The following is a 12672-nucleotide window of genomic DNA, read 5'->3' as shown; positions in this document are numbered from 1 at the left end:
CTCACGCGGCGTTGCTCCGTCAGGCTTTCGCCCATTGCGGAAGATTCCCTACTGCTGCCTCCCGTAGGAGTCTGGGCCGTGTCTCAGTCCCAGTGTGGCCGTTCACCCTCTCAGGTCGGCTACGCATCGTCGCCTTGGTGAGCCGTTACCTCACCAACTAGCTAATGCGCCGCAGGCCCATCCGTAAGTGACAGATTGCTCCGTCTTTCATTACCGCTCCATGCGAAGCGATAAATTATCCGGTATTAGCTACCGTTTCCGGTAGTTATCCCGGTCTTACGGGCAGGTTGCCTACGTGTTACTCACCCGTCCGCCGCTAACCATCAGAGGAGCAAGCTCCTCATCAAGTCCGCTCGACTTGCATGTATTAGGCACGCCGCCAGCGTTCGTCCTGAGCCAGGATCAAACTCTCCAAGAAAGTTTGTGACTCATTTTGAATCTGACGAGAATTTAATTCTCATTTGTGCTCCGCAAACCATCCAGCCATAGGCTTGGACCGATTTGCTTCGCATTTCGGTTTCGTTGCCGAAACCTCATATCTCACTCGTTGTTCAGTTTTCAAAGATCAAACATTTCGTTTTCGTTGTTGCCGTTGTGTTCAGCAGCAACTCTTATATAATATCATGTTCTTTTTAAGATTGCAAGAACTTTTTTTGAAGTTCTTTTTTTTATTTCTTGGCCCTGCCTTCGTTTTCGTCGGCCGGATTTATAATGTACCATGATTCAACGCCTGCGGCAAGCAGAAAAATTTTACAAATTTAAATCTAATTCAAATCTATTGTCGCTTCTTCTTTTCTATAGATGAAAGAAGTCTGCCCGAGCCGCTTATGCTCAGGCAGACCCGCTCTCCTCAACTTCAATCGATTCTATTCGTTCTATATATTATAGATGCTCGGCTACGACCGTAAACCGTTCATTGATATGCTTCGGATTTTCTATCTCGTCCAGCACGGCGATCGCATAGTCTGCATAGCTAATGTAGCTTTCGCCCTTGGAATTCACAAGCAGATGGTCTTTTCCCTTTTTGTAAGAGCCCGTTCTTTTTCCTTCCGCATCAAAAAATGCCGATGGGCTGAGGAATGTCCACGTGATCCCTTCCGATTGCTGCAGGTCCTCCAGGTTTTTGCCCTGATTAGATGCCGTCGGATAGTAAATGCTCGGGAAGTCCGGCGTATCCATCACTTTTAATGTTTTGGCTTCGTCGGCAAATAAGCTGCCAGCCCCGCCAACGACAAACAACTTCGTATTCGGTGCCCCTTTCAAAGCGTCGATGAGCGCTCTTCCCGCTTCCACGTGAAGATGCTCGCTGCCCGGTGGCGCCGAAAAAGCGTTCACCACGACGTCGAACGGCTGCAAATCGGCTGCCGCCAAATCAAACAAATCCTTTTCGATGACGGAAGAATACCCGCCTTGCAGCTTGGATGCGTTTCTTACGATGGCCGTTACTTCATGTCCGCGCTTGGCGGCCTCTTGAGCGATCAGGTTCCCTGCTTTCCCGCTGGCTCCGATGACTGCGATTTTCATAATATGTTTTCCTCCCGTATGGTATCATCACCTGTAATCTAATACACTACATGTAATCATTTTAGTTACAACTCAATGCTTTGTCAACCGTCTCATTTTGAGCGTATTTTCCATCCGGAGCTTTACTTGTAACGATAGTATGGTCATGTTATAAATGATTATATTCGTTAAGGAAGAAAGAAGGGGTCAAGGTGTCCATCAGCAGCAGATTTTCCGTAGCGATACACATTTTGTGCTTGCTGGCCGTCAGCAAAGACAAGGCAACCAATACTTCCGAGTACATCGCTGCCAGCGTCAACACGAATCCCGTCGTGATCCGCAAAGTCATGAGCATGTTGAAAAGCGCCGGCCTCGTACACGTTCGTGCCGGGGTGGCCGGGGCCGAACTGGCCAAAGAACTGCCAAACATAACGCTTCTCGATGTATACAAGGCGGTGAACGTCGTGGCCGAAAACGATTTATTCAACTCCCATGAACGCCCGAACCCGGAATGTATCGTCGGCCGCAATATCCAACAATCGCTGACCAAACAATTTTCAGCAGCCCAAAACGCAATGGAGCAATCGCTCGCCAGCGTTACCCTTGCCGAAGTCGTCGAAGATATTTTGGAGTCCGATAAAATGAGATCCTTAGAAAACGGATAGAGGCAGTCGCTTGAAAAGTGCGGCAAACCCTGCGTAAACATAAAAACGAGGCCAATCCCCTTCGCGGAGGTTTGCCTCGTTTCTTCATGAATTAGGAAAATAACGGATCAGACCTTATTGGGCGGAATTCTTCAGCAAAGGCTGCCAGTTAAGCCCTTCCCCGCAAATTTCGATGCGCAGATCCGAAATCTTTTTCAGCGCTTCTTCCCGCCGCTGTTCAAGAACGTCAACGGATTTGGCATGCAGCAGATCAAGCTCTTGCCGCGTAACCGCCGCCCTGTTCGCAATATCCTGCTTGCTTTTCGCGACAATGGCGTTCAGCCTTTCGGTCTGCTTCTTATAGATTTTTGCGTATTCCTGCTGGGCCTTCGTTTTGCTGATTTTGCCGTGGTAGTATTGATAAATCGGACTGCCGTAAAAGTTTTTGCTTGAAGCGTGCTTCAGTCTCTGCATCGGACTGTCGTAATAGTTTTCATTGACCGCCTTGCTGTATTTGAATGCGGCGCTGTCCAGATAGTTGGGATTGATCGCTTTACTGTATCTCCACGTTTTGCTGTCAATGAAATTTTCGTTCAGCGCCTTATTGTAGACCCACATGGTGCTGTCCCGGTAATTGCGGTTGGCCGCGGTGGCATAAAGGTTCATCGGGCTGCCATTGAAATTTTGGTTAATGTATCTGTCATAGGTTCTCAGGGCCGAAGTTTTACTCCGGTCGTCCCCGTATTTTGCCTTCAACTCGTTATAGTCCGCTTCCAGCTTCTCGTCCCATTGTTTCAGATCCGACAGTACCTTGCTTTCGAGCTCGGTCATGGTCGCCGTGTATTGCGTCAAATACTGATTATAGCTGGCATCGATCTGCTCCTGATAGTTTTTATAGGAAGAGGTCACTTTCTGGTTATAGGCCTTGTAATCGGCCAGCACCTTGTTGATCCACTTGGAATCGGCCGCGCTGGCCGAACCGGCAGGGACCATCATGACCAAGGCAACCGCCAGGCTTAAAACCGTCAGCAGAGGTTTGACGATGGCGCGTTTCATTCGCATCTCACCTTTCGTTTGTTTTAGGGGCGTAAACCATCCATATCTTACCCAATCAAGGGATGCCTTCCAATACGCGTTTTGCAAAAACTTACTTTGGAACCATGAAATCGATACTTAGGTAAGGAAACTCCGCTTCGCATCAAAGCAAGCCGATTTCAACGAATGCAGGCCCGGTAGGCCGAAGGCGATAGGCCCGTATAACCTTTGAACTGCCGCGAAAAATAGGCCAGCTGCATGCCGATCTGATCGGCGATGTCCGAAATGGCGGTATCGGTGTAGGTCAGCAGCCTTTTGGCTTCCTCCATCCGTTTGCGCTGCACGTAATGCATCGGCGTGACGCCCATGATTTTTTTGAAATAAGGGATGAAATAGTTCGGATGCAAATGTACGATTTCCGCCAACTGTTCGATTTCCATCGGTTCATGCAAATGCGTTTGGATATAGCTTAATACGTTTCCGAGCTTGCTCCGTTCCGTCTGCTGCATAAATTTTTTCCAAAAATCGGTGTATCCCCCGTCCTCCAGGCAGCACGCCAGCATCGTCAGCAAGCAGGACTGGGTTCGCAGCACGGCAAAAGGCCCTCCCCGATGGAAAAGCTCCACCAACTCTTGAAAAGTCCGTTCGATAAAAGCAGGGTCGCGGGCGTCGCAAATATACAGGCTGCCGTCCGCCGGAAAAAGGGGCCATTCCCCCACCTGGGCGTCAAAATGGCAAAAATAGCGCGAATACGGATCTTCCTGATCGGTCAGTGCCATCTGATTCGTGCCCGCCGGCATGATCATCATCTGATTGGGTTTCGGTTCGTATTTGACCCCGTTGAGCGTGACCGACCCCCGCCCTTCCGCGATAAAATAGAGCCGGTGAAACGACGGGGCGATTTCCGTCCGGTTCCAGCCGGGAAACCCTTTTCGGTATTGGGCGTAGCTGATGTTCAACGTCAATCCTTCCGGCATTCTTCCGGCCATGTCCAGCGCGAGTTCCACGAGCGCATTCCCCCTTTTCTTCTCCCTTATTGTACCATTGGCCATTTATCCAAAACACCTTAATTTTGTGCAAAACACTCTTAATCCAGGTCATTCTCATCTTTTCGGATTCGGGCTAAGCTTAGGGGGAATAGCAGAGAGAAAGGGTGAAATTCCGGCATGGAAAAGGTTCGCTATGGCATTATCGGAATTGGAAATATGGGCGTCTCTCATGCCCAAAACCTGTGCGGGGAAATTCGCGGCGCCGAACTCACGGCCGTCTGCGACACGAATCCCGAAAGACTGAAATGGGCGAAGCAGCATTTGCCGGCGTCGGTGCAGCTGTATGATACGCCGGAAGCGTTTTGGGCTTCCAAGGCGATGGATGCCGTACTGATCGCGGTCCCGCATTACGATCATCCGGGGATGGCCATTCAGGCGTTTGAAAACGGTTACCATGTGCTGGTGGAAAAACCGGCAGGCGTGTATACGAAAGCGGTAAGGGAAATGAACGACGCGGCGGCGAAAAGCGGCAAGCAATTCGGCATCATGTACAACCAGCGCACGAATCCGCTCTACATCAAGCTTCGCGACCTGATCCAATCCGGCGAGCTCGGCGAAGTTCGCAGAACAAACTGGATCATCACGAACTGGTACCGCTCGCAAAGCTACTACGATTCGGGCGGCTGGCGCGCCACTTGGGCCGGCGAAGGCGGCGGCGTGCTGCTGAACCAGGATCCCCACCAGCTGGACCTGTGGCAGTGGACGACAGGCATGATGCCAAAACGCGTCCGGGCATTTTGCCATTTCGGCAAATACCGGAACATTGAAGTCGAAGACGACGTGACCGCTTACGTCGAATACGAGAATGGAGCCACGGGCGTGTTTGTGACCACCGTCGGGGAAAGCCCTGGCACGAACCGTTTTGAAATTACCGGAGACAACGGCAAAATCGTCATCGAAAACGATAAATTAACCTTCTGGCGTCTACGCGTTCCCGAACCTCAGTTCAACCGCGAATACAAAGGAGGATTCGGGCAACCGGAGTGCTGGGTATGCGACATTCCGGTGGCGGGCGGCGGCGGGCCGCAGCATAAAGGCATTTTGCAAAATTTCACGAACGCGCTCCTGCACGGCGAAAAGCTGCTTGCGCCAGGCGAGGAAGGCATTCTCGGCCTGACGATATCTAACGCGATGCATTTGTCCGCCTGGACCGACGACTGGGTCGATCTGCCGCTCGACGAGGATCTATTTTACGAAAAGCTTCAGGAAAAAATAGCAAACTCCACGTTCCGCAAAGATCCTGCAGCAGCCGCTGTCCTGGACGTAAAAGGAACGCATTAATCCCTTAACGAGGAGGCATAAATGACATGAAACTTTCCGTATTTACCGTAGCCACCCCGGACCTGACGCCCGAAGAGCTGGTTCGAGCCGCCAAAGAAGCCGGACTTCACGGCGTCGAATGGCGATTCAAGGAAGTGCCGAAAGCCATAGCCGGAGAGCAGCCTTCCTTCTGGGGAAACAACCTGTGCTCCATCGATCCGTCGCTCTCGGAACCGGAAATGCTGAAATTCAAGGAAGTGACCGAGGGCGAAGGACTCGAGGTCGTGAGCGTAACCCCTTACTTGAACGAAATGAAGCTCGACGAAACGGAACATGCCTTCCATACGGCACGCCTGCTTGGGGCAAGCATGATCCGGATCGGCGTAGCCCCTTACAATAAGACGTTATCCTACCCGGATTTATACGAAAAAAACGTGAGCTACTTAAAAGAAGCCGAACGGCTCGCGAAGCAATACGGCGTCAAAGGCGTCGTCGAAACGCATCACGGGACGATCGCGCCAAGCGCCGGACTGGCTCACCGCCTGGTCAGCCACTGCGACCCGGACTATATCGGCGTGCTGCTTGATCCGGGCAACATGGTGCACGAAGGTTTCGAGCATTACCGCATGGGCATGCAGCTGCTGGGTCCCTACCTTGCGCATGTGCATGTCAAAAACGCGCGTTTCGTGCAGGAAGGCAGCCGCGAGGACGGAACCGCCAAATGGCGCTCCGAGTGGGCTCCGCTCCGGGACGGCATCATCGATTTTGCCGCGTTCGTGGGTGACTTGAAAAGCGTTGGATACGACGGATACCTCGGCATCGAGGACTTCAGCGCCCAATATGACTCCCGCGAGCTGCTGAAGCAGTTCGGCGAATTTATGCGCGAAAGGATGTAAACGGATGACAGCTTCAAAACAGGACGGAATGAACTACGCCCCGCAGGGCAAACCGAATCATGTCGTGAAGCCCGGCGAATTCGTGTTCGCGGCGGCCGCGCTGGACCACGGCCATATTCACGGCATGAGCAAAGGGCTCATCGAAGCCGGGGCAACTTTGAAATGGGTGTACGACCGCGATCATGCCAAAGCCGAAAGCTTCGCTTCCAAGTTCCCAGGGGCAAAGGCAGCGGACAGTCTGGAGCAGGTGCTCGAAGATCCGGAAGTGCGCCTCGTTGCGGCCGCCGCCATCCCTTCCGAACGCTGCGCGCTGGGACTTCAGGTCATGGATGCAGGCAAAGATTATTTTACCGACAAAACGCCGTTTACGTCATTGGAGCAGCTGGAAGCCGCCCGGGCAAAAGTCCGGGAAACCGGCCAAAAATATATGGTGTATTACAGCGAGCGCCTTCACGTCGAATCCGCCGTATATGCGGGACAGTTGATCCGCGAAGGCGCGATCGGCCGCGTGCTTCAGGTCACCGGGTTCGGCCCGCATCGCCTGAGCGCGTCCTCCCGTCCGGATTGGTTTTTCCAAAAAGACAAATACGGCGGCATATTATGCGACATCGGCAGCCATCAAATCGAGCAGTTCCTTTTTTATACCGGAAACAAAGACGCGAAAGTGCTGCACAGCAAAGTGGCCAATTACAACCATCCGGACTATCCGGAGCTTGAGGATTACGGCGACGCCACGCTGGTCGGAGAGAACGGGGCCACCCAATATTTCCGGGTCGACTGGTTTACGCCGGACGGGCTCGGCACATGGGGCGACGGCAGAACGTTTATCCTCGGCACGGACGGGTACATCGAGCTGCGAAAATACATCGACATCGCCAGGGATTCGGCCGGGGACCATGTATATTTGGTCAATAAAGACGGGGAACGCCGCTTCGACGTAAATGGGCAGGTCGGCTATCCGTTTTTCGGCGAGCTCATCCTCGACTGCCTGAACCGGACCGAACATGCAATGACGCAGGAGCATGCCTTCAAGGCTGCGGAATTATGCCTGAAGGCGCAGGAAATGGCCGTTCGCATTTCGTAATGCAGGGCGGCCATGCCAAATTTCAACGGACAGGACGGGATCGTCATGCAAAAGTTAGGAGCAGCCATCATCGGCTGCGGGGCCATTCATCCCCTTCATGCCGGCTCGATTGCGGAACTGGAAGACGCCGAACTGCGGGTCGTCATCGACGCCGATCCGGAGAAAGCCCAAGGGGCGGCAAGCCGTTACGGATGCGAAGCCGCCACGGATTACAAAGTGCTGCTTGAACGGGAAGACATCCAAATCGTTCACCTGTGCACCCCCCATCATCTGCACGCCGAGATGGCGCTTGAACTGTTCGCGGCCGGCAAACACGTCCTGACGGAAAAACCGATCGCGGAAAACGCCGCGGCCGCCCAAGCCATGATCGAGGCAGCGAGAAGAAACCGGCGCCAGCTGGGCGTTTCGTTCCAAAACCGCTATAATGACGCTTCGCGGATCATACATGAACATATCGTCTCCGGCGAGCTGGGCCGGCTGGTCTGCATGAAAGGCATCGTCACTTGGCAGCGCGGCCGTGCCTACTACGAAAGCGGAGCGTGGCGAGGCAAATGGAGCACCGAAGGCGGCGGGATGCTGATCAACCAGGCCATCCATACCCTTGATTTGCTGCAATGGTTCGGGGGCGAAATCACCTCGGTCAAAGGGAGCGTGACATGCGATACGCTGGAGGATTCCATCGAGGTGGAAGATTCCGCGCATGCCTGCATCGATTTCGCCAACGGCGCCAGGGCGTTGTTTTACGGAACGAACGGATACCGCGCCGATTCGCCCGTGGAGCTGGAGGTCGTATTCGAGCATGGCGTGTTGACGCAGCGCCGGGATTCGCTGTACCTATGGAAAGACGGCAGGGAAACGCTTCTAAGCGAGCCGCCCCGATCGAACTTCGGAGGCAAATCGTATTGGGGGCCGAGCCACCGGAAGCTGATTGCCGACTTTTATGCGCATGTCCGGGAGGATCGTCCGTTCTGGATTGACGGGGAGGAAGGCATCAAGGCGCTGCAGCTGATCGAAGCGCTGTATGAACGGACCCGGAGCGGCCAAGGGCTGCGGTTTCCTCCGGCAAACGCCGTGCTGACGAAATCATCGTAAAATGTATGTTATGCCACGAAAAAGCTCCTGCATCGATCCTTGCATTCCCGAACTTACGGGCTGCGGCGATCCGATGCAGGAGCTTCCTTTTTTTTAAGCCGGAGGCCGATGATCCCCCGAATGGACGCAGGCTGCTCGAGCCCTCGGCCGAACGCCGTTATTTGCTTTGCGGGAAGAAACTGCATTACAATAGAAGTTATAAGAAATAATAGTGGAAACGGGGTGATGCTGTGAGCGGTTTTCAACATGAATTCGGAAATGACGGCGCCAAATACATCGTATCCGGAGATTCCATCTCCAAAGGCGTCATTTATGACGAGGCTCGCAACAAATACGTGATCTTGGAGGACAACTACGTCTCGCTGCTCCAAAACAAGCTGAAAGGCGCGGTCCGCAATACCGCAAGATTCGGAAATACGCTGCTCAAGGGTATTAGCAACCTGAAAAGGGATGTCATGAAGGAAAAGCCGAACATCGTGCTGATCGAATACGGCGGGAACGATTGCGATTATAACTGGAACGAAATTGCGAAAGACCCGGGCCGCGAGCATCACCCGAAAACGGATTTCCATACGTTCGAAAAGGTGCTGATGGAAACGGTCAACGACCTGAAAAGCCAGCAGATCATCCCGATTCTGATGAGTCTGCCTCCGCTGAACGCGGACAATTACTTCAAATGGGTCACCCAAAACGATCCGGAAGCGCAGCAAAACGTCCTGAAATGGCTCGGCAGCGTCACGAAAATCTATTGGTGGCAGGAACGCTACAATTCGACGATTCTCAAAGTGTCCGAGCTGACCAAAACAAAATTGATCGACGTGCGCGGCGCATTTCTCCAGCAACCCGACTTCACGAAGTTCCTATGCTCCGACGGCATTCATCCGAACGAGGCGGGACACCGCATCATTTTCGACAAAGTGGTGGAGTTCGTCAAATCGAATTACCGGCATCTGCTGCGGGACGGCGGTACCAACGCCGCTTGCGAAGGATAATAAGCAGCATGCCCTACAGGAAAAAATCCCCTCGGCGCGACCGGCGCCGGGCTGCAGCGGCCAAAACCTTGAACCGCAGTGCCCGTGCCGGCGTATGGAGGGGATTTTTGCCGCTTGCGCTTGCGATCGGATTCCGGATTCCATGAGCCCCAATGAGGGTCTGGGCGCTAATTCGAAAAACGTTTGCAGCATTTACCTGATTTCGAACGCGTTTCGCACGGGATGGATCTTCCAGATTTCGGACGCGTAACGTTTGACGGTACAATCGCTTGAAAAATGCCCCGAGTGGGCGATATTGACGATCGATTTGGCTGCCCAGTCCTGCGCGTCCAAATACGCCCGTTCAACCGCGGCATGCGTATCGGCGTAATCCGCAAAATCGCGGAGCACGAAAAACTCGTCGTTATGGTCGAGAAGCGATTGGTAGATCACCTCGAATTCGCGGTCATGCCGGCAAAAAGGACCGGGAACGATCAAATCGTCCAGCACCCGTTTGATCCTTGGGTCGCTTTCATAGATTTCTCTTGCCCAATATCCTCCATGCTTGTAATAATCCATGACTTCCTCCGAACGCAGGCCGAACAGGAACATGTTCTCCGCCCCGATGCGTTCATGCATTTCAACGTTGGCCCCGTCGAGCGTGCCGACCGTCAACGCACCGTTCATCATGAATTTCATGTTGCCCGTGCCGGAAGCCTCTTTGCCTGCCGTCGATATTTGTTCGCTGACGTTGGCGGCGGGGATGATTTTTTCGGCGAGGGAAACCGAATAATTTTCGAGGAACACGACCTTCAGCCTGCCCTCCATTTGCGGCTCCCGGTTGACGGTATCCATGACGGCATGGATCAGTTTGATGATGCATTTCGCCAAAAAATAGGCCGGCGCCGCCTTCGCGGCAAAAATAAACGTGCGGGGAAGGCGTTCTACGGTCGGATCGTCTTTGATCGCATGATATAAATGCATGATGTGCAGCGCGTTCAGGAGCTGCCGCTTATATCCGTGAAGCCGCTTGACCTGTACGTCAAACAGCGACTCCGGATCGACGACAATGCCCTGCTTCTGCCGGATTTCACCGGAAAGCCGCTGCTTGTTTCCATGTTTGATCCGGAGGATTTCTTCCCGGAACAACGAATCGTTCTTGAAACGTTCCAATTCCTCCAGCCGTTCGGGATTTTCGATCCAGCCGGTGCCGATGCCGTCGCAAATAAGGCGGCTGAGTTCCGGATTGGCATGCATCAGCCAGCGGCGGTGGGCGATGCCGTTGGTTTTGTTGTTGAACCGTTCCGGGAACAAGCCGTAAAAAGGTTTCATGACGTCGTTTTTCAGCAGCTCCGTATGCAGCCGGGCCACGCCGTTCACGCTGTAGCTGCCTACGACGGCCAAATGGGCCATCTTCACCTGGCCGCTTTCGATGATGGCCATCCGGGAGACGAGGTCCTGCCTGCCCGGAAAACGTTCCAGCAGCATGCCGCAAAAACGTTTGTTGATTTCTTCGATAATCATGTACACGCGCGGCAGAAGCTCGCGCACCATGTTGACCGGCCATTTTTCCAGCGCTTCGCTCATCAGCGTATGATTCGTATACGACACGGTACGGGTCGTCAGGCTCCACGCCTCATCCCAGCCGAACCCCTTCTCGTCGATCAAAATCCGCATCAGCTCCGGAATGACCAGCGTCGGATGCGTATCGTTGATATGGACGGCCACCTTGCGGGGAAGCTCGGAAAAAGGCAATCCCAGCTTCTCGAAGGTCCGCAGCACGCTCCTCAGTCCTGCCGAGCATAAAAAGTACTGCTGTTTCAGGCGAAGCAGCTTTCCCTCGTACCCCGAATCATCCGGATATAAAAATTCGGAGATGGATTCCACCGAACGATTGTAGTCCAAAAATTGATAATACCCTTTATTCGCGGGACCGCTTTGGGCGCCGGACCGCAGAATGGCCGGATCGACCGCGGACTCGGCGCTCCACAGCCGGAGGGTGTTGACATGCGGGCTGCCGTAACCGATGACGGGGACGTCATAGGGCACCGCCCAAATTTTTTCGTCGCCGACCGTTTCGAACACGGTCCTGCCGTTTTTTTCGGACACCTCCACCCGTCCCCAAAAGCTGACCGGAACCCGCTTATCCTCCCGGCGTTCCTCCCATACATACCCTTTTTGCAGCCACGGATCGGGGAGCTCGACCTGATGGCCGTCGACGATTTTTTGTTCAAACAAGCCGTATTTATAGCGGATGCCGCAGCCGTGGCCCGCATACCCCAAGGACGCGAGCGAATCAAGAAAACAGGCGGCGAGGCGTCCGAGCCCCCCGTTGCCGAGACCGGCATCCGGCTCCTGCTCCTCGATCGTTTCCAAATCCCAGCCCAGCTCCTTCAGTCCCTCCCGGACCGTGTCGTACATGCCCAGGTTCAGCAGATTGTTCCCGAGCAGGCGGCCGACGAGAAACTCCATCGAAAAATAATACACCTGCTTTTCCCGGTCCGCCTTATAGGCCTGATTGGTTTCGGCCCACTCGCGCCCGATGTTTTCGCGGATCAAATTTCCGAGTATTTTGTAAATGTCGCCTGCCGTCGCCTCCTCCATGCTTTTTCCCAAACGGCTAACCAATTGCTCCTTGAACGCAGTTTTGAAAAATTCCTTGTTGTCGAACAAAAGAAGTTCCTCCTGACGTTTAAGATTCGCGGATGTACAGCCAGCGTTACGGCTTTGTACGATCGCCGCCAAGCCTGTCGCGCCGCAGGCTCGAAATGCGAAGCGCTGCCTGGATGCAGGCGATCCCGTTTACGACGGCTGAAGCAACGTTGGAGGAGAGCCGCTTTCGGCCGTGCCCGGCCCGCAGGCTGCAGCCATATTCCCCAAGCAACTCCCACCTAATAAATATACGCCCAAGGGTGCCGGAGTGATATTCGTTCACGGTTCAAGATATCCATTAGGAAAATTGTAAGTATAGCAAAATATAGTCATTATAATTAAAAACAATAGTATAATTTTCCATGCCGTATTACTAACTTTGTACGGTATTACTTTTAAATATAATATGATAACTCCCCATATTATTGCTATTCCAAAGGTTTTGGTGAAAATTGAATCAAACAAATAACCCGAAATAAGTATAAA

12 protein-coding genes and 1 rRNA gene (1 of these 13 running past the window's edge) are annotated in these 12672 nt (G+C 53.3%); 7 read left to right on the top strand and 6 right to left on the bottom strand.

Translation table 11 applies throughout. The annotated features are described in order from the left end of the window. Nucleotides 1-418 (bottom strand): 16S ribosomal RNA (locus MKY58_RS04645) (it extends 1136 nt beyond the left edge of the window). Between the two features lie 464 nt (nucleotides 419-882). Beyond that, nucleotides 883-1524: an NAD(P)-dependent oxidoreductase gene (locus MKY58_RS04640; protein WP_339323661.1), complete on the bottom strand. Its 642-nt coding sequence runs from the start codon at nucleotides 1522-1524 to the stop codon at nucleotides 883-885. A 191-nt stretch (nucleotides 1525-1715) separates the two neighbouring features. Between MKY58_RS04640 and MKY58_RS04635 the strand changes: the two genes are divergently transcribed. Further along, on the top strand, nucleotides 1716-2168 hold the full coding sequence (locus MKY58_RS04635) for an Rrf2 family transcriptional regulator (RefSeq protein WP_339323660.1): 453 nt from the start codon (nucleotides 1716-1718) through the stop codon (nucleotides 2166-2168). A gap of 114 nt (nucleotides 2169-2282) precedes the next feature. On the opposite strand, the gene MKY58_RS04630 is transcribed toward MKY58_RS04635, so the two are convergent. Together MKY58_RS04630 and MKY58_RS04625 are read right to left on the bottom strand one after the other, a co-directional pair. After that, a complete protein-coding gene (locus tag MKY58_RS04630; protein ID WP_339323659.1) occupies nucleotides 2283-3203 on the bottom strand; it encodes a hypothetical protein in 921 nt (306 codons plus the stop codon). A 158-nt stretch (nucleotides 3204-3361) separates the two neighbouring features. Continuing rightward, on the bottom strand, nucleotides 3362-4189 hold the full coding sequence (locus tag MKY58_RS04625) for an AraC family transcriptional regulator (protein ID WP_339323658.1): 828 nt from the start codon (nucleotides 4187-4189) through the stop codon (nucleotides 3362-3364). A 159-nt stretch (nucleotides 4190-4348) separates the two neighbouring features. Between MKY58_RS04625 and MKY58_RS04620 the strand changes: the two genes are divergently transcribed. The 6 genes from MKY58_RS04620 to MKY58_RS04595 all read left to right on the top strand — a co-directional run bounded on the left by MKY58_RS04620 (nucleotide 4349) and on the right by MKY58_RS04595 (nucleotide 9701). Beyond that, nucleotides 4349-5512: a Gfo/Idh/MocA family oxidoreductase gene (locus MKY58_RS04620; RefSeq protein WP_339323657.1), complete on the top strand. Its 1164-nt coding sequence runs from the start codon at nucleotides 4349-4351 to the stop codon at nucleotides 5510-5512. A 26-nt stretch (nucleotides 5513-5538) separates the two neighbouring features. Beyond that, on the top strand, nucleotides 5539-6387 hold the full coding sequence (locus tag MKY58_RS04615; protein ID WP_339323656.1) for a sugar phosphate isomerase/epimerase: 849 nt from the start codon (nucleotides 5539-5541) through the stop codon (nucleotides 6385-6387). Nucleotides 6388-6391: 4 nt separating this feature from the next. After that, a complete protein-coding gene (locus MKY58_RS04610; RefSeq protein WP_339323655.1) occupies nucleotides 6392-7471 on the top strand; it encodes a Gfo/Idh/MocA family oxidoreductase in 1080 nt (359 codons plus the stop codon). A 12-nt stretch (nucleotides 7472-7483) separates the two neighbouring features. Continuing rightward, a complete protein-coding gene (locus tag MKY58_RS04605; protein WP_339323654.1) occupies nucleotides 7484-8563 on the top strand; it encodes a Gfo/Idh/MocA family oxidoreductase in 1080 nt (359 codons plus the stop codon). A gap of 230 nt (nucleotides 8564-8793) precedes the next feature. Continuing rightward, a complete protein-coding gene (locus MKY58_RS04600; RefSeq protein ID WP_339323653.1) occupies nucleotides 8794-9555 on the top strand; it encodes an SGNH/GDSL hydrolase family protein in 762 nt (253 codons plus the stop codon). A gap of 8 nt (nucleotides 9556-9563) precedes the next feature. After that, entirely contained in the window at nucleotides 9564-9701 is a 138-nt protein-coding gene (locus tag MKY58_RS04595; RefSeq protein WP_339323652.1) for a hypothetical protein, read from the top strand. Nucleotides 9702-9747: 46 nt separating this feature from the next. Here the strand turns inward: MKY58_RS04595 and MKY58_RS04590 are convergent, their stop codons facing one another. Together MKY58_RS04590 and MKY58_RS04585 are read right to left on the bottom strand one after the other, a co-directional pair. Continuing rightward, a complete protein-coding gene (locus MKY58_RS04590) occupies nucleotides 9748-12207 on the bottom strand; it encodes a glycogen/starch/alpha-glucan phosphorylase (protein WP_339323651.1) in 2460 nt (819 codons plus the stop codon). Nucleotides 12208-12253: 46 nt separating this feature from the next. Further along, nucleotides 12254-12469 carry a hypothetical protein gene (locus MKY58_RS04585; RefSeq protein ID WP_339323650.1) on the bottom strand — a complete coding sequence of 72 codons (216 nt, stop codon included), beginning with the start codon at nucleotides 12467-12469 and terminating at the stop codon, nucleotides 12254-12256. Between the last annotated feature and the right edge of the window lie 203 nt (nucleotides 12470-12672).

Source organism: Paenibacillus sp. FSL W8-0194, assembly GCF_037969745.1.
Classification (GTDB): domain Bacteria; phylum Bacillota; class Bacilli; order Paenibacillales; family Paenibacillaceae; genus Paenibacillus_AQ; species Paenibacillus_AQ cookii.
This window is presented reverse-complemented; position numbering and strand designations above follow the sequence as displayed.

What these genes read in the sequence shown, in the direction of transcription:
- MKY58_RS04640 (WP_339323661.1), bottom strand. Translation starts at nt 1,524, where the DNA reads ATGAAAATCGCAGTCATCGGAGCCAGCGGGAAAGCAGGGAACCTGATC.
- MKY58_RS04630 (WP_339323659.1), bottom strand. Translation starts at nt 3,203, where the DNA reads ATGAAACGCGCCATCGTCAAACCTCTGCTGACGGTTTTAAGCCTGGCG.
- MKY58_RS04620 (WP_339323657.1), top strand. Translation starts at nt 4,349, where the DNA reads ATGGAAAAGGTTCGCTATGGCATTATCGGAATTGGAAATATGGGCGTC.
- MKY58_RS04615 (WP_339323656.1), top strand. Translation starts at nt 5,539, where the DNA reads ATGAAACTTTCCGTATTTACCGTAGCCACCCCGGACCTGACGCCCGAA.
- MKY58_RS04610 (WP_339323655.1), top strand. Translation starts at nt 6,392, where the DNA reads ATGACAGCTTCAAAACAGGACGGAATGAACTACGCCCCGCAGGGCAAA.
- MKY58_RS04605 (WP_339323654.1), top strand. Translation starts at nt 7,484, where the DNA reads ATGCCAAATTTCAACGGACAGGACGGGATCGTCATGCAAAAGTTAGGA.
- MKY58_RS04595 (WP_339323652.1), top strand. Translation starts at nt 9,564, where the DNA reads ATGCCCTACAGGAAAAAATCCCCTCGGCGCGACCGGCGCCGGGCTGCA.